The sequence below is a fragment of the Streptomyces sp. JN8 genome (genome assembly GCF_055808075.1).
The window spans coordinates 6,235,744-6,251,445 of record NZ_CM147852.1 but is presented as its reverse complement, the minus strand read 5'-3'; the positions used below and the strand labels follow the sequence as shown (position 1 = coordinate 6,251,445).

General features: G+C 71.5%; 18 protein-coding genes. 4 read left to right on the top strand and 14 right to left on the bottom strand.

Going from position 1 to position 15,702, the window contains the following annotated elements:
• Positions 1 to 38: 38 nt before the first annotated feature.
• The 3 genes from dapD to ACY0MR_RS27515 form a co-directional block, all read right to left on the bottom strand.
• On the bottom strand, positions 39 to 1,025 hold the full coding sequence (gene dapD, locus ACY0MR_RS27525) for a 2,3,4,5-tetrahydropyridine-2,6-dicarboxylate N-succinyltransferase (RefSeq protein WP_388802599.1): 987 nt from the start codon (positions 1,023 to 1,025) through the stop codon (positions 39 to 41).
• A gap of 155 nt (positions 1,026 to 1,180) precedes the next feature.
• Complete coding sequence (locus tag ACY0MR_RS27520; RefSeq protein ID WP_388802596.1) at positions 1,181 to 1,729, bottom strand: TetR/AcrR family transcriptional regulator; 549 nt, start codon at positions 1,727 to 1,729, stop codon at positions 1,181 to 1,183.
• Complete coding sequence (locus tag ACY0MR_RS27515) at positions 1,729 to 2,049, bottom strand: DMT family transporter (protein WP_388802593.1); 321 nt, start codon at positions 2,047 to 2,049, stop codon at positions 1,729 to 1,731. The genes ACY0MR_RS27520 and ACY0MR_RS27515 overlap by 1 nt, the downstream gene beginning before the upstream one ends.
• A 63-nt stretch (positions 2,050 to 2,112) precedes the next feature.
• On the opposite strand from ACY0MR_RS27515, the gene ACY0MR_RS27510 reads away from it, so the two are divergent.
• Entirely contained in the window at positions 2,113 to 3,213 is a 1,101-nt protein-coding gene (locus ACY0MR_RS27510) for a DUF7847 domain-containing protein (protein ID WP_473555935.1), read from the top strand.
• An 88-nt stretch (positions 3,214 to 3,301) separates the two neighbouring features.
• Here ACY0MR_RS27510 and ACY0MR_RS27505 read toward each other — a convergent pair whose 3' ends face one another.
• The 8 genes from ACY0MR_RS27505 to ACY0MR_RS27470 form a co-directional block, all read right to left on the bottom strand.
• Positions 3,302 to 3,640: a metal-sulfur cluster assembly factor gene (locus tag ACY0MR_RS27505; RefSeq protein ID WP_073917183.1), complete on the bottom strand. Its 339-nt coding sequence runs from the start codon at positions 3,638 to 3,640 to the stop codon at positions 3,302 to 3,304.
• Complete coding sequence (gene sufU / locus ACY0MR_RS27500; RefSeq protein ID WP_030322530.1) at positions 3,637 to 4,101, bottom strand: Fe-S cluster assembly sulfur transfer protein SufU; 465 nt, start codon at positions 4,099 to 4,101, stop codon at positions 3,637 to 3,639. The genes ACY0MR_RS27505 and sufU overlap by 4 nt, the downstream gene beginning before the upstream one ends.
• 10 nt (positions 4,102 to 4,111) lie before the next feature.
• Positions 4,112 to 5,380 (bottom strand): cysteine desulfurase, encoded by a 1,269-nt coding sequence (locus tag ACY0MR_RS27495; RefSeq protein ID WP_030322528.1) that lies wholly within the window; start codon positions 5,378 to 5,380, stop codon positions 4,112 to 4,114.
• The gene (sufC, locus tag ACY0MR_RS27490; RefSeq protein WP_148004618.1) at positions 5,377 to 6,141 is read right to left on the bottom strand and encodes a Fe-S cluster assembly ATPase SufC; all 765 of its coding nucleotides are present in this window, start codon (positions 6,139 to 6,141) and stop codon (positions 5,377 to 5,379) included. The genes ACY0MR_RS27495 and sufC overlap by 4 nt, the downstream gene beginning before the upstream one ends.
• A 7-nt stretch (positions 6,142 to 6,148) precedes the next feature.
• Positions 6,149 to 6,466, bottom strand: a complete 318-nt coding sequence (locus ACY0MR_RS27485; RefSeq protein WP_030205123.1) for a bifunctional 3-phenylpropionate/cinnamic acid dioxygenase ferredoxin subunit — start codon at positions 6,464 to 6,466, stop codon at positions 6,149 to 6,151.
• On the bottom strand, positions 6,466 to 7,647 hold the full coding sequence (gene sufD, locus ACY0MR_RS27480; RefSeq protein ID WP_388802584.1) for a Fe-S cluster assembly protein SufD: 1,182 nt from the start codon (positions 7,645 to 7,647) through the stop codon (positions 6,466 to 6,468). The genes ACY0MR_RS27485 and sufD overlap by 1 nt, the downstream gene beginning before the upstream one ends.
• 64 nt (positions 7,648 to 7,711) lie before the next feature.
• Entirely contained in the window at positions 7,712 to 9,127 is a 1,416-nt protein-coding gene (gene sufB, locus ACY0MR_RS27475; RefSeq protein WP_388802581.1) for a Fe-S cluster assembly protein SufB, read from the bottom strand.
• The gene (locus ACY0MR_RS27470; RefSeq protein WP_361859319.1) at positions 9,124 to 9,849 is read right to left on the bottom strand and encodes a helix-turn-helix transcriptional regulator; all 726 of its coding nucleotides are present in this window, start codon (positions 9,847 to 9,849) and stop codon (positions 9,124 to 9,126) included. Before ACY0MR_RS27470 ends, sufB begins: the two co-directional genes overlap by 4 nt.
• A gap of 264 nt (positions 9,850 to 10,113) precedes the next feature.
• Between ACY0MR_RS27470 and ACY0MR_RS27465 the strand changes: the two genes are divergently transcribed.
• The 3 genes from ACY0MR_RS27465 to ACY0MR_RS27455 all read left to right on the top strand — a co-directional run bounded on the left by ACY0MR_RS27465 (position 10,114) and on the right by ACY0MR_RS27455 (position 12,873).
• Positions 10,114 to 11,049: an ABC transporter ATP-binding protein gene (locus ACY0MR_RS27465; RefSeq protein ID WP_388802578.1), complete on the top strand. Its 936-nt coding sequence runs from the start codon at positions 10,114 to 10,116 to the stop codon at positions 11,047 to 11,049.
• 14 nt (positions 11,050 to 11,063) lie between these two features.
• Positions 11,064 to 11,831, top strand: coding sequence for an ABC transporter permease (locus ACY0MR_RS27460; protein WP_473561898.1), 768 nt, complete (start codon positions 11,064 to 11,066; stop codon positions 11,829 to 11,831).
• A gap of 73 nt (positions 11,832 to 11,904) precedes the next feature.
• Positions 11,905 to 12,873, top strand: coding sequence for a COX15/CtaA family protein (locus ACY0MR_RS27455; protein ID WP_388802824.1), 969 nt, complete (start codon positions 11,905 to 11,907; stop codon positions 12,871 to 12,873).
• A 176-nt stretch (positions 12,874 to 13,049) separates the two neighbouring features.
• On the opposite strand, the gene ACY0MR_RS27450 is transcribed toward ACY0MR_RS27455, so the two are convergent.
• The 3 genes from ACY0MR_RS27450 to ACY0MR_RS27440 form a co-directional block, all read right to left on the bottom strand.
• Positions 13,050 to 14,141: an amidohydrolase family protein gene (locus ACY0MR_RS27450; RefSeq protein ID WP_473555929.1), complete on the bottom strand. Its 1,092-nt coding sequence runs from the start codon at positions 14,139 to 14,141 to the stop codon at positions 13,050 to 13,052.
• Between the two features lie 75 nt (positions 14,142 to 14,216).
• Positions 14,217 to 14,537 carry a hypothetical protein gene (locus tag ACY0MR_RS27445; protein WP_361850068.1) on the bottom strand — a complete coding sequence of 107 codons (321 nt, stop codon included), beginning with the start codon at positions 14,535 to 14,537 and terminating at the stop codon, positions 14,217 to 14,219.
• A 145-nt stretch (positions 14,538 to 14,682) separates the two neighbouring features.
• Positions 14,683 to 15,630: a heme o synthase gene (locus ACY0MR_RS27440; RefSeq protein ID WP_361850066.1), complete on the bottom strand. Its 948-nt coding sequence runs from the start codon at positions 15,628 to 15,630 to the stop codon at positions 14,683 to 14,685.
• Positions 15,631 to 15,702 lie beyond the last annotated feature (72 nt).

Sequence of the window (15,702 nt, the reverse complement as noted above, 5' to 3'; positions counted from 1 at the left end):
GCAGTGACTCTGCGTTCTGTTAACGCAGAGTCACCGGATCAGTTGTGGCTGTGGAGGATGTCGTTCAGCCCGCCCCAGACCGCGTTGTTCGGGCGGGCCTCGACGGCGCCGGTGACCGAGTTGCGGCGGAACAGGATGTTCGAGGCGCCGGAGAGGTCGCGGGCCTTCACGATCTCGCCGTCGGGCATGGTGACCCGGGTGCCGGCGGTGACGTACAGACCGGCCTCGACGACACACTCGTCACCGAGCGCGATGCCGACGCCCGCCTCGGCGCCGACGAGGCAGCGCTCGCCGATCGAGATGACGACGTTGCCGCCGCCCGACAGGGTGCCCATGGTGGAGGCGCCGCCGCCGATGTCGGAGCCGTCGCCGACGACGACGCCGGCGGAGATCCGGCCCTCGACCATGGAGGTGCCGAGGGTGCCGGCGTTGAAGTTGACGAAGCCCTCGTGCATGACGGTGGTGCCGGCCGCGAGGTGGGCGCCGAGGCGGACGCGGTCGGCGTCGGCGATCCGGACCCCGGCGGGCGCGACGTAGTCGGTCATCCGCGGGAACTTGTCGATGCTGGTGACGGCGAGGTGCAGGCCCTCGGCGCGGGCGTTGAGGCGGACCTTCTCGATGTCGTCGACGGCGACCGGACCGAGCGAGGTCCAGGCGACGTTGGCGAGCAGGCCGAAGACGCCGTCCAGGCTCTGGCCGTGCGGCTTGACCAGCCGGTGGCTGAGCAGGTGCAGACGCAGGTAGGCGTCGTGGGCGTCGAGCGGCTTCTCGTCGAGCGAGGCGATGACGGTGCGGACGGCGACCACCTCGACGCCGCGGCGGGCGTCCACGCCGAGGGCCTTGGCGGCGCCCTCGCCGAGGGCGTTGACGGCCTCGTCGGGGGTGAGCCGCTCGGTGCCGGCGGGGCCGGCCGCCTCGGTCAGCTCGGGGGCGGGGAACCAGGTGTCGAGAACGGTGCCGTCGCCGGCGATGGTGGCGAGGCCGGCGGCGACGGCGCCGGTGGTGCGAGGAGCAGTGGTGGTCATGACGGAGAACCTAACCGGCGGGGCCCCGCGCGGGCCAACCGGTCTCAGGTGTCGGTCGAGCGGATGGGCGGTTCGGACGAGCCCGGGAGGGCCCGTCTCGGTGCTTCCTTCAGGACGGGGGCGGGCCGTCGCCCGGTTCTCGCTCCTGCGCCCGCTCACGCCGGGCGCAGCACCCGCGCCAGCATCACGCGCGCGTACTCCTCGTCGTAGGGCTCGCCGGTGAGCAGGGACTGGAGGCAGATGCCGTCCACGAGGGCGACCAGGGCGCGTGCGGTGACCGGGTCGGTGCGGCGGGAGAGGGCGCGGACCACGGTCTCGGCCCACTCGGCGGCCACGGGGCGGAGTGCGGGGCGGCGCAGGGCGGCGAGGTAGAGCTCGTACTCCAGCTCGACCTGGGCGGGTTCGCCGCTGATCCACTCCCCCATGAGGCGGGCGAGCGCGGCGGCGGTGTCGGTGTCCGGCGCGTTGAGGACGGGGTGCTCGCGGAGCAGCCGCGCGAAGTCCTCGTTGGCCTTGCGGAGGGCGGCGACGAGGAGTTCGTCGAGGGAGGCGAAGTGGTACGTGGTCGAGCCGAGCGGCACGTCCGCCTCGGCGGCCACGGTGCGGTGGCTCAGCCCGGCGATCCCGGAGCGTCCGGCGACCCGGAGGGCCGCGTCGACGATCCGGTCCCGCCGTTCGGGATCGTGGCGGCGTGCGCGGGCCATCAGTGGGCACCGCCCAGGTTGAGGACGACGACCCCGGCGATGATGAGCGCGATCCCCGCGATCTTGGCGAGGCTGAGGGTCTCGCCGAGGAAGAGGATGCCGATGGCGGCGACGGCGGCGGTGCCGACGCCGGCCCAGACGGCGTACGCGGTGCCGACCTGGAGCGTCTTGAGCGCCTGCGCGAGGAGTGCGAAGGCGACCACGTACCCGATGCCGGTGACGAGCGAGGGCCAGAGCTTGCTGAAGCCCTCGCTGTACTTCATGGAGGTGGTGGCGAGCACCTCGGCCGCGATGGCGCCCGCGAGCAGTCCGTAACCCATGCGTACAAGCGTACACAGTGATGCGTACGGGCGTTCACAACACTGCCCGATACGGTGTCCCGCATGACGACTCCCCCAGGGCCGCCGCCCTACGGTCCCCCAGGGCCGCCGCCGCCCCACGGCTACGGCTACCCGCCGCCGCCCCCGCCGCCGAAGCCCGGCGTGATACCCCTGGCGCCGCTCTCGTTCAGCTCGATCCTGACCGGCGCCTTCGCCACCTTCGGCCGCTACTGGAAGCAGCTCCTCGGGGTGGGTGCGGCCGCCTACCTCGGCGCCCTGCTGGTCGTCGGGGCGGCGATCGGCGTCGCGTACCTGGCCGTCGGCGACGGCTTCCCCGCCGTGTTCGACCTGCCCGCGGGGCAGGACCCGCGCTGGGACGACGTCCGCCCGCTGATCATCGCCTTCGTCTGCGTCTGGCTGGTCGCCATGGTCGTGTTCGTCGGCGCGAGCGCCCTGGTGGCGGCGGCCTGCCCCGCCGTGGTCCAGGAGGCCGTGCTCGGCCGGCCCACCTCCTTCGGTGCCCTCTGGCGCCGTTCCTGGGCCCGGGTGCCCGCCGTGCTCGGGACCGTGTTCCTGACCACCGCGGCGCTGCTGGTCCCGATGATCCTCTTCTTCGGCGCCTTCGCCGCGATGGTGGCCACGCTCGTCGCCGACCTCGGGGACCTGGACAGCGGCGCGCCGGCCTCCGACGTCTCGTTCACGATCCCCCTGCTGCTGCTCCTCGCCGCCGTGGTGGTCCTGCCGCTCGGCCTGTGGATCTGGGTGCGGTTCAGCCTGGCCCCCGCGGCCGCCGTGATGGAGGGCCAGGGCCCGGTCGCCTCGATGCGCCGCTCGGCACACCTGGTCCGCGGCGACTGGTGGCGGGTGTTCGGCTGCCTGTTCGCCGCCGGGATCATGGCCTCCGTGGTCGGCATGCTGATCCAGCAGCTCCTGTCGGCCCTGGCCTCGGCCCCGCTGTCGTTCAGCGACTTCTCCGGCGAGGACTCGGCCGCCGTGGTGGGCTCCATGGTCGTCCTCCTCACGGTGCTGATCATCGGCCAGCTGGTGAGCCAGGCGGTCGTCTCCGTCTTCCCGCCGCTGGTCACCGCGCTGCTCTACGTCGACCAGCGCATCCGCAAGGAGAACCTGGCGCCGGAGCTGGCCCGCGCCGCGGGGCTCGGCTGACCGTGCCGCCGGCCGGCCCGCAGCCGGCCCCGGACATGCGGGACGGCCGTGCCCCGAAGGGCACGGCCGTCCCGCACGCGGTGGTGTCTCAGACGTTGAAGCCGAGCGCGCGCAGCTGCTCGCGGCCGTCGTCCGTGATCTTGTCCGGACCCCACGGGGGCATCCAGACCCAGTTGATCTTCAGTTCGCTGACGATGCCGTCCGTCGCGGACTTCGCCTGGTCCTCGATCACGTCGGTCAGCGGACAGGCCGCCGACGTCAGCGTCATGTCCAGCGTCGCGATGTTCGCGTCGTCGATGTGGATGCCGTAGATCAGGCCCAGGTTGACGACGTCGATGCCCAGCTCGGGGTCGACGACGTCGTACAGCGCCTCGCGGACTTCTTCCTCGGAGGCCGGCTTCATCGTGGCCTCGGCGTTCTCGGTCATGCCGACTTCCTCTCCGCCGCGTCGCCCAGGGCCTGGGCGGTCGCGTCCTTCCACGCCATCCAGCTGAGCAGCGCGCACTTCACACGGGCCGGGTACTTGGAGACTCCGGCGAACGCGACCGCGTCCTCCAGGATCTCCTCCATGGCGTCGTCGGGCTCGATCTGGCCCTTGGACTGCATCAGCTCCAGGAAGGTGCCCTGGATCTTCTGCGCGTCCGCCAGCTCCTTGCCGACGAGCAGCTCGTTGAGGACGGACGCCGAGGCCTGGCTGATGGAGCAGCCCTGTCCCTCGTACGACACGTCCTCGATGCGCGAGCCGTCGTACTTCACGCGGAGCGTGATCTCGTCGCCGCACGTCGGGTTGACGTGGTGCACCTCGGCGTCGCCGTCCCGAAGACCGCGCCCGTGCGGGTGCTTGTAGTGGTCCAGGATGACGTCCTGGTACATCGAATCCAGCTTCACGAGCCGTCCCCTAGCCGAAGAAGTTCCGTACGTGCTCCAGACCGGCGACCAGGGCGTCGACCTCGGCCGGGGTGGAGTACAGATAGAACGACGCCCGCGTGGTCGCAGGAATTCCGTACCGCAGGCAGACCGGCCGCGCGCAGTGGTGGCCGACCCGGACCGCGATGCCCTCCTCGTCGAGGACCTGGCCCACGTCGTGCGGGTGGATGTCGCCGAGCGTGAAGGAGATCGCCGCGCCGCGGTCCTCGGCCGTGGTGGGGCCGATGATCCGCAGGTCCGGAACCTCCTGGAGGCGCCGGACGGCGTACTCGGTGATCGCGTGCTCGTGGCGCGCGATGTTCTCCATACCGATCGCCGAGAGGTAGTCCACGGCTGCGCCGAGGCCGACGGCCTGGGCGATCGGGGGCGTACCCGCCTCGAACTTGTGCGGGGCCGGGGCGTACGTCGAGGAGTGCATCGAGACGGTCTCGATCATCTCGCCGCCGCCCAGGAAGGGCGGCAGGTCCTCGAGCAGCTCCTGGCGGCCCCAGAGGACGCCGATGCCCGTCGGGCCGCACATCTTGTGGCCGGTGAAGGCCACGAAGTCGGCCTGGAGCGCCTGCACGTCCAGGACCATGTGCGGGGCCGCCTGGGAGGCGTCGATGCAGACGAGCGCACCGACCTCCTGGGCGCGACGGATGATCGTCTCGACCGGGTTCACCGTGCCCAGCAGGTTCGAGACCAGCGTGAACGAGACGATCTTGGTCTTCTCGGTGATGACCTCTTCGATGTTCGAGAGGTCGAGACGGCCGTCGTCGGTGAGGCCGAACCACTTCAGCTTCGCGCCCGTGCGCTGCGAGAGCAGCTGCCACGGCACGATGTTGGAGTGGTGCTCCATCTCCGTGATGGCGATCTCGGTCTCGTGGTCCACGCGGTAGGGCTCGTCGGCCCAGCCCAGCATGTTCGCCACCAGGTTCAGCGACTCCGAGGCGTTCTTGGTGAAGATCACCTCGTCGCGGCTCGGGGCGTTGATGAAGGCCGCGACCTTGTCACGGGCGCCTTCGTACAGCGCCGTGGCCTCCTCGGCGACCGTGTAGACGCCGCGGTGGACGTTGGCGTTGTGGCGCTCGTAGTACGTGTTGAGCGCGTCGAGGACCTGCCGCGGCTTCTGCGAGGTCGCCGCGGAGTCGAGGTACACGATCTTCTTGCCGTCGTGGACCACGCGATCCAGGAGCGGGAAGTCCTTGCGGATCGCCTCGGTGTCGAGGAGGCCGGAGAGCCCCTGATGGGCAGAAGTCACGCGGACGCGCCCCCCTTCACGTACTTGTCGTAGCCCTCGTTCTCCAGCTGGTCGGCGAGCTCGGCGCCACCGGACTCGGCGATGCGGCCGTTCGCGAAGACGTGCACGAAGTCGGGCTTGATGTAGCGGAGGATCCGCGTGTAGTGGGTGATCAGCAGGGTGCCGACCTCACCGGTCTCGCGGACCCGGTTGACGCCCTCGGAGACGACGCGCAGGGCGTCGACGTCGAGGCCGGAGTCGGTCTCGTCGAGGATCGCGATCTTCGGCTTGAGGAGCTCCAGCTGGAGGATCTCGTGGCGCTTCTTCTCACCGCCGGAGAAGCCCTCGTTGACGTTGCGCTCGGCGAAGGCCGGGTCCATCTGGAGCTGCTCCATCGCGGACTTGACCTCCTTCACCCAGGTGCGCAGCTTGGGCGCCTCGCCGCGGACGGCGGTGGCGGAGGTGCGCAGGAAGTTGGAGACCGAGACGCCGGGGACCTCGACCGGGTACTGCATGGCGAGGAAGACGCCGGCGCGGGCGCGCTCGTCGACCGACATCTCCAGGACGTCCTCACCGTCGAGGGTGACGGTGCCGCCGGTGACCGTGTACTTCGGGTGGCCGGCGAGGGAGTAGGCCAGGGTCGACTTGCCGGAGCCGTTGGGGCCCATGACGGCGTGGGTCTCGCCCTGCTTGATGGTCAGGTCGACACCCTTGAGGATCTCGCGGGGGCCGTTCTCCGCGTCGACGGAGACGTGCAGGTCGTGGATTTCAAGCGTTGCCATGGGTGACTCAGGACTCCTGGGTGACGGAGACGAGCACATCGTCCCCTTCGATCTTTACGGGGTATACGGGGACGGGGCGCGTCGCGGGAAGGCCGGAGGGCTTGCCGGTGCGGAGGTCGAAGCTGGAGCCGTGCAGCCAGCACTCGATGGCACAGTCCTCGACCTCGCCCTCCGAGAGGGAGACGTTCGCGTGCGAGCAGATGTCGTTGATCGCGAACACCTCGCCCTCGGTGTGCACGACCGACACCGGCGTGCCGTCGACCTCGACCCGCTTGGGGGTGTCGGTCTCCAGCTCGCTCAGCGCGCAGACTCGGACGAAGGCCATCAGACGGAGGCCTCCAGCTCGGCCTCGATCTTGGCCAGGAGGCGCTCCTCGACGTCCGGCAGACCGATCTGCTGGACGAGCTCCGCGAAGAAGCCGCGGACGACGAGGCGACGGGCCTCGGCCTGCGGGATGCCGCGGGACATCAGGTAGAAGAGCTGCTCGTCGTCGAAGCGACCGGTGGCCGAGGCGTGACCGGCGCCGGCGATCTCGCCGGTCTCGATCTCCAGGTTCGGCACGGAGTCGACCCGGGCGCCGTCCGTGAGGACCAGGTTCCGGTTGAGCTCGTAGGTGTCCGTGCCCTCGGCGGCGGCCTGGATGAGGACGTCGCCGATCCAGACGGCGTGCGCGTCCTGGCCCTGCAGCGCGCCCTTGTAGGCCACGTTGGACTTGCAGTGCGGGGTGTTGTGGTCGACCAGGAGGCGGTGCTCCTGGTGCTGGCCGGCGTCGGTGAAGTACAGGCCGAACAGCTCCGCCTCGCCGCCGGGCGCCGCGTACCGGACGCGCGGGTGGATGCGGACGACGTCTCCGCCGAAGGTGACGACGACGGACTTGAAGGAGGCGTCGCGGCCGACCAGGGCGTTGTGCTGGGCGACGTGGACGGCCTTGTCGTCCCAGTCCTGGACGGAGACCACGGTCAGCTTGGCGCCGTCGCCGAGGACGTAGTCGACGTTGGCGGCGAGCACCGCGTCGCCGGAGTGGTCGAGGACCACGACGGCCTCGGCGAAGGCGCCGAGCTCGATGACCTGGTGGCCGAAGGCGACGCCGCCCTCACCGTGCACGGTGATGCGGATCGGCTCGGTGAGGACCTGCTCCTTGGCGACGGTGACGACCGAGGCCTTCTCGAAGGAGGAGTAGGCCTGGGCCGCGACGCGGTCGACGGGGGTGCCGGCCTTGCCGAGGCGCTGGTCCTCGCGTCCGACGGTCTCCACGGTGACGCCCTCGGGGGCCTCGATCTCGACCTTGACGCCCTCGCCGGAGGCGACGGCGGTGCCGTCGTGCAGGCCGCGGAGGCGGGCGAGCGGGGTGAACCGCCACTCCTCCTCGCGTCCGTGCGGGACGGGGAAGTCCGCGACGTCGAAGGACGGGGGCGCGCTCATGCGCGTGGCGACGGTGGACTCGGCGGCCACCGCGATCGAGCCCGCGGTGGTGGAGCCCGCGGGGATGTTCTGAGCCTCAGCCATGGCTGTTGGGGTGCTCTCTTCCTGCGTACGTAAAGAAAATCGGTCGCTGCGGGGCGGGTGGGCGTCAGCCCACCGAGCCCTCCATCTGCAGCTCGATCAGCCGGTTGAGCTCCAGGGCGTACTCCATCGGGAGTTCCTTGGCGATGGGCTCGACGAAGCCGCGGACGATCATCGCCATGGCCTCGAACTCGGTGAGGCCGCGGCTCATCAGGTAGAAGAGCTGGTCCTCGGAGACCTTGGAGACGGTGGCCTCGTGGCCCATGGAGACGTCGTCCTCGCGGACGTCCACGTAGGGGTACGTGTCCGAGCGGGAGATCGTGTCGACGAGCAGCGCGTCGCAGAGCACGTTGGACTTGGCGCCCGGGGCACCCTCGCCGATCTCGATGAGACCGCGGTAGGAGGTGCGGCCGCCGCCTCGCGCCACCGACTTGGAGACGATGTTGGAGGAGGTGTTCGGGGCCATGTGGACCATCTTGGCGCCGGCGTCCTGGTGCTGGCCCTCGCCCGCGAAGGCGATGGAGAGGGTCTCGCCCTTGGCGTGCTCGCCCATCAGGTAGACGGCCGGGTACTTCATGGTGACCTTGGAGCCGATGTTGCCGTCGACCCACTCCATGGTGGCGCCCTCGTAGGCGACGGCGCGCTTGGTCACCAGGTTGTAGACGTTGTTCGACCAGTTCTGGATGGTCGTGTAGCGGCAGCGGCCGCCCTTCTTCACGATGATCTCGACGACGGCGCTGTGCAGCGAGTCCGAGGAGTAGATCGGGGCGGTGCAGCCCTCGACGTAGTGGACGTAGGCGTCCTCGTCGACGATGATCAGCGTCCGCTCGAACTGGCCCATGTTCTCCGTGTTGATGCGGAAGTAGGCCTGGAGCGGGATCTCGACGTGCACGCCCTTCGGCACGTAGATGAACGATCCGCCGGACCAGACGGCGGTGTTCAGGGAGGCGAACTTGTTGTCGCCGACCGGGATGACGGTGCCGAAGTACTCGCGGAAGAGCTCCTCGTGCTCCTTCAGCGCCGTGTCGGTGTCGACGAAGATGACGCCCTGCTCCTCCAGGTCCTCGCGGATCTGGTGGTAGACGACCTCGGACTCGTACTGGGCGGCGACGCCGGCGACGAGGCGCTGCTTCTCCGCCTCGGGGATGCCGAGCTTGTCGTACGTGTTCTTGATGTCCTCCGGCAGGTCCTCCCAGGACTCGGCCTGCTTCTCGGTGGACCGCACGAAGTACTTGATGTTGTCGAAGTCGATGCCGGAGAGGTCCGAGCCCCAGGTCGGCATGGGCTTCTTGCCGAAGAGGCGCAGACCCTTGAGACGCAGCTTCAGCATCCACTCGGGCTCGTTCTTCTTCGAGGAGATGTCGCGGACGACGGCCTCGTTCAGACCGCGCGTGGCGGCGGCACCGGCGACGTCGGAGTCGGCCCAGCCGTACTCGTACCGACCCAGGCCCTCGAGCTCGGGGTGGCTGATCTCGGTGGTCATGCGGGGTTCCTCCCGGCCGTGCTTGCGGATGCTGATTCGGTGGTCTGTGGGGCGCTGTGCGGGATGAACGTGGTGCAGACGCCGTCACCATGCGCGATGGTGGCCAGACGCTGGACGTGCGTTCCCAGGAGGCGGGAGAAGAACTCCGTCTCCGCCTCGCACAGCTGTGGGTACTGCTCGGCGACGTGGGCTACCGGGCAGTGGTGCTGGCAGAGCTGCTCGCCGACCGGCGCGTTCCGCGCAGTGGCAGCGTACCCGTCCGCGGTCAGGGCCTTGGCAAGCGCCTCGGTGCGCTGGTCGGGATCGGCCGCCTCGACGGCCTCCCGGTAGGCACCGGCCTGGGCCTCGATCCGGTCGCGGGCGAAGGCGGCCACGGCCGCCTCGCCGCCGGCGTTGCGCTCGATCCACTGGAGCGCCTCGACCGCGAGCGAGTCGTACGACTGGTCGAAGGCGTCCCGGCCGCAGTCGGTGAGCGCGAAGACCTTCGCGGGGCGGCCGCGGGCGCGGGCGCCGTAGACGCGCTGCTCGCGGGCCTCCACGACGTTGTCGGCGACGAGCGAGTCGAGGTGGCGGCGGACGGCGGCCTGCGTGAGGCGGAGCCGCCCGGCCAGATCGGCGACGGTCGACGGTCCGTGGTCCAGGATCGACCGCGCGACCCGGTTGCGCGTCGAGCGCTCTCGGGTCGCGAGTTCCTCCACGGGAGCCGCGCCAACGTTTTTCACAACGCCATTGTTGCGTAATTAATCTCGGACTGACAAGCGGCGCCGGACCCGGCGACGGTGCGGTGCGTCACTCAGGTAAGGCTTACCTGACCTGCGGAAACGATCATTCGTAGGATGAATGAACGGCCTGGTCCGACCGCCCTCCGGCCGCGTCCGCGCAGGCCACGAGGGGGTCGCGGGCACCGGCACCCGGCCGCGGGCCGCCCGCCCGGGGACCGGGACCCGCGCCGGGAGGACCTCCGGACCCTCTCTAGACTTCCCGTCATGCGAAACGAGTCCGTCGGGTCCGTCGTCCAGGTCCGTGGCCTGGTCAAGCGGTACGGCAACAAGACCGCCGTCGACGGCCTCGACCTCGACGTGCGGTCCGGCACCGTGACCGCCGTCCTCGGGCCCAACGGGGCGGGGAAGACCACCACCATCGAGACCTGCGAGGGCTACCGCAGGGCCGACGCCGGCACCGTACGCGTCCTCGGCCTCGACCCGGTCGCCGACGCCGCCGCCCTGCGTCCCCGGATCGGCGTCATGCTCCAGTCCGGCGGCGTCTACTCCGGCGCCCGCGCCGACGAGATGCTCCGCCACATGGCGAAGCTGCACGCCCACCCCCTGGACGTGGACGCGCTCATCGAGCGGCTCGGCCTCGGCTCCTGCGGCCGGACCGCCTACCGGCGCCTCTCCGGCGGCCAGCAGCAGCGCCTCGCGCTCGCCATGGCCGTCGTCGGCCGCCCCGAGCTCGTCTTCCTGGACGAGCCGACCGCCGGACTCGACCCGCAGGCCCGCCGCGCCACCTGGGACCTGGTGCGCGAGCTGCGCGCCGACGGGGTGACCGTCGTCCTCACCACGCACTTCATGCAGGAGGCCGAGGAGCTCGCCGACGACGTCGCCATCGTCGACGCCGGCCGGGTCGCCGCCCAGGGCAGCCCCGAGCAGCTCTGCCGCGGCGGGGCCGAGAACACCCTGCGCTTCACCGGGCGCCCCGGGCTCGACCTGGGCTCCCTGCTCAAGGCGCTGCCCGACGGCACGTCCGCGGCGGAGCCGCTCCCGGGCACGTACCGGATCACCGGCGACGTGGACCCGCAGCTGCTGGCCACGGTCACCAGCTGGTGCGCCCAGCACGGCGTCATGCCCGACGGCATCTCCGTCGAGCGCCACACCCTCGAGGACGTCTTCCTCGAACTGACGGGCAAGGAACTACGGTCGTGAGCACTGGTTCGGTCGTGAACAGCGGTACGTACGCCCCCCGGCCGGGCGCCGCCCCCGTCGGCCGGATGATCGCGGCGCAGACGGCCCTGGAGACCCGGATGCTGCTGCGCAACGGCGAGCAGCTGCTGCTCACCGTGATCATCCCGTCGCTGCTCCTGGTCCTCTTCTCCACCGTCGACATCGTGGACACCGGCGCGGACAAGGCGGTCGACTTCCTCGCCCCGGGCGTGCTCGCCCTCGCCGTCCTGTCGACCGCCTTCACCGGCCAGGCCATCGCGACCGGGTTCGAGCGGCGCTACGGGGTGCTCAAGCGCCTCGGCGCCTCGCCGCTCCCCCGCTGGGCGCTGATGACCGCCAAGACGCTGGCCGTGCTGGTCACCGAGGTCCTCCAGGTCGTCCTCCTGACGGCGATCGCCCTGGGGCTCGGCTGGTCCCCGCACGGCGACCCGTTCTCCGTGCTGCTCCTGCTGGTGCTCGGCACGGCCGCGTTCTCCGGCCTCGGCCTGCTGATGGCGGGCACCCTGCGGGCGGAGGCCACCCTGGCCGCCGCCAACCTGGTCTTCCTGCTGCTCCTGGTGGGCGGCGGCGTCGTCGTCCCGCTGGCGAAGTTCCCGGAGGCCGCCCGCTCGGTCCTGGAGCTGCTGCCGATCTCCGCCCTCTCCGACGGCCTGCGCGCCGTCCTCCAGGACGGCGCGTCCCTGCCCTGGGGCGACGCGCTGACCCTCGCCGTCTGGGCCGTCCTCGGCCTCGGCGCGGCGGCCAGGTTCTTCCGCTGGGAGTAGCGGAGAGGTCCCAGAGGGTGACGTTTCCCGACAAGGCACCCCTCGTGAAAGCGTGCACAAGCCCCCGCCTACGATAGGGCCCGTGTTGACCCCCCTCGCCCTCATCGCCAGGCGCTGGACCCCGTCCCCCCGGACCCTCCGGCGCGCCGCGCTCTCCGCCGTCGTGATGAGCGTGCTCATCGTCGTCACCGGCGGCGCGGTCCGGCTGACCGGTTCCGGTCTCGGCTGCGACACCTGGCCGAAGTGCACCGACGACAGCCTGATCGTGACGCCCGAGCAGGGCTACCGCGGCGTGATCGAGTTCGGCAACCGGATGCTGACCTACGTCCTGTCGGCCGCGGTCGGCTGGGCGATCATCGCCGCCCGGTCCACCAAGCCGTGGCGCCGCGGACTCACCCGCCTCGGCTGGGCCCAGTTCTGGATCGTGATGAGCAACGCCGTCATCGGCGGCATCACGGTGTGGCTGGGCCTCAACCCGTGGTCGGTCGCCGGCCACTTCCTCGCCGCCAACGCGCTGCTCACCGTCGCGGTCGTCACCTGGCACCGCACCGGCGAGGGCGACACCGCCCCCCGCCCGCGCGTGCCGCGTCCGGTGCGCAGGCTCTCCTGGGCGATCACCCTCACCTCGGGCCTGCTGATCGCGCTCGGCACGACGGTGACCGGCGCCGGGAAGCACGCCGGCGACAGCAGCGACGTGCCGCGGATGCCCTGGGACTGGACGGACGCGGCGCACCTGCACGCCATCGCCGCCTGGGTGGTCTGCGCGCTGGCCCTCGCGATGTGGCTGGTCCTGCGCGTGGTGGACGCCCCCCTGGACACCCGGGCCCGCGCCCGCGACCTGCTGATCGTGCTGCTCGCCCAGGGCGCCATCGGCTACGTGCAGTACTTCACCGGGGTCCCCGAGCTCCTGGTGGCCGTCCACATGCTCGGCTCGTCCCTGATGTGGATCGCGGTCCTGCGGCTGGCCCTGAGCATGCGCGAGCGCCCGGTCCCCGCCCCGGAGATCCCGGCCCAGGCCGACCCCGAGCTCGCGACCGCCTGAGCGTTCGCGGACCGCGTCCCGACCGGCCCGGACCCCCGCCGCACCGGCGGGGGTCCGGGCCGGTCCGCTTCTCCGGGCCGGGCGCGGCGCCGTCCGGCCCGGCCCCGACGGACGGCTCCGTCGGGGCGGGGGCGTCCCGGGGCGCCCGCCCGGTCCTCGCCGCGCCGGCCCCGGGCTCACGCCAGCCGGTAGACGCGTCGCGCGTTCCCCGCCGCGATCATCGTGGCGACGCGCTGGGCGTCCGTACGGGACCAGGCGCCGTCCATCACCCATTCGCCGAGCACCCGGCCGAGGGCGGCGCGGAACACGCTGGCGGCGACCACGTGGAGTTCGGGCAGGCCGTGGGCACCGCTGGAGAACAGCAGTTTGCCGAACGGGGCCCGCTCCAGGACCTCGGCGAGGACGGCCGCGGCCCGGGCGCCGGTGTGCGCGAGGACGGGTCCCAGGTCGGCGTGGACGTGCGGGTGCACGGCGGTCAGGTGCGCGGCGGCGCGGTGGTACGGGTAGGAGTGGAGCAGCACCAGGTCGGTGCCGAGCCCCGCGGTGGCGGCGGCGAACCCGGCGACGCCGGCCGGGTCCCGGTCCCCGGTGTGCAGCTGGAGGGGGCGGCCGGAGGTCACCGCGATCCAGAGCAGGTGGCGCAGGAGGACGGGGTCGGCGAGCCGGCCGCCGGCCGGGCGTCCCGCGAGCCAGCGCCCGGCGGCTCCGCGCACCTCTCCGGGCCCCGGCGGCTCGGGCGCGTGCGCGAGTCCCCGGCGGACCCCCGCCGCGGAGGCGAAGGCCACCGCGTGCACGGCGGCCCCGTGGACGGCCTCGGCGAGGTTGGCGAGGAAGGCCTCGACCGTCCCCGAGGTGTCGGCGACCTGTTCGGCGAGGGGTTCGAGGCGGACGATCTCGTGGGCCTCGGCGGCCCCGGCGGCGCCGAGTTCGGCCGGTCCCGTGAGGTCCTCCGGGACCCCGGTGTCGACGAGGTAGGTGGCGATCCCGGAGGCGCGCAGCAGCCGTCGGCCCGCCTCGGCCGCTCCCAGCTCGCGGCGGCGCGCCAGGTAGCGGGCGGGCGGGCAGTGCGCGTCGAGGCCGAGCAGCGGCGGGCACCAGCGGCGCACGGCGAAGCCGGTCTGGGTGTCGAAGAAGGTGGTGCCCGCGGCGGGCAGCGCACCGCTCCCGCCGAGCTGGGCGCCGAGGTGGGCCTCGAAGGTGCCGAGGCCGAGCTCCGTCCGGATCACCCCGTGGCAGTACTGGTCCACCAGGCTCGGCGTGTCGATCATCTCGGGGGGCTCCCTGCGTGGCCGTGTCGCTTCTCCACACGTCCTAACGGGTGAGCCCCGCGCGAGGTTGTTGCCTCAGCCGTTGGAGGGGCCGCCGATCTGGATACCGGCCATCCGGGTCCACTCGTAGGGGCCGGTGACGACCTTGGCGGCGAAGTCGCCGTCGAACTCCTCGTGGAGGGTGAGGTCGGCCTTCTCGGCGGCCTGCCGGGCGATCTCGTACGTAGGTGCGACGAGGTCGCCCCAGCCGCCGTCGGCGCCGACGAGGACGATCCGGGTGCCGGCCTGGCCGATGTGCGCGAGGTGGCCCTCGGAGCCGCCGTGCTCCTCGGCGAAGGCCCTGATCTCCTTGGCGAGCTTGGCCGCCTTGCGCTCTGCCTGCTTCGTTTCTGCCATGGAGGCGATGCTACCGAGGGGTAGATCCACGGGCGACGGCCGGGCCACGTGGCCTATCCCACGTGATCCGGCCGCCGGCCGAGCAGATCATCTGAGCGGGGGACTTCGGGGCAGACGTCGCGAAAGTCCCCCTGCGGGGTTTCCCCTAGCGGAGGAAGGGGTCCACCGCGACCGCCACGAAGAGCAGCGACACGTAGGTGATGGACCAGTGGAAGAGGCGCATCTCCTTGAGCTTCGCGCCCGTGGCGCCCGCCTTGGCGCGGGCGAGGAGGCCGTGCGCCTCCCAGAGCCACCAGCCGCCGGTGACCAGCGCGACCGCCAGGTAGAACCAGCCGGTGTAGCCGAGCGGCGTGAGCAGCAGCGAGACGGCGACCATCACCCAGCTGTAGGCGACGATCTGCTTGGCGACGACCTTGTTGGAGGCGAGGACCGGGAGCATCGGCACGCCGGCGCGCGCGTAGTCGTCCTTCACCTTCATCGACAGCGGCCAGTAGTGCGGCGGCGTCCAGAAGAAGATGACGGCGAAGAGGATGACGGCCGCCCAGGACATCGAGTTCGTGACGGCCGACCAGCCGATCAGCACCGGAAGGCAGCCGGCGATGCCGCCCCAGACGATGTTCTGCGTCGTGCGGCGCTTCAGGATCATCGTGTAGACCACGACGTAGAAGAGGAGCGCGCCGAGCGAGAGGGCGGCGGACAGCCAGTTGACGAGCAGCCCGAACCAGAGCGTGGAGACCACGGCGAGGGTGAGGCCGAAGACCAGGCCCTCGCGCGGCGTCAGGACGCCGGTGACCAGCGGGCGCTGGGAGGTCCGGTCCATCAGCGCGTCGATGTCGCGGTCGATGTACATGTTCAGCGCGTTGGCGCCGCCCGCGGACAGGTAGCCGCCGAAGCAGGTGGCGAGCACCAGCCACAGGTCCGGCACGCCCTGCTCGGCGAGGAACATCACCGGAACCGTGGTGATGAGGAGCAGTTCGATGATCCGCGGCTTGGTCAGCGCCACGTATGCCTTGACGCGGGCCCCGAACGGCCGATGGCCCCCCGGGCTGGGAGTCAAGACGACCCCTGCGGGTCGGGACTCGACGGCCGTCACGCACACCCCTGACAGAGAAATTCCCAGCAAGCCCCCCGGATGAAGGCGGGGTGAAGCTTGCGCGTACCACGC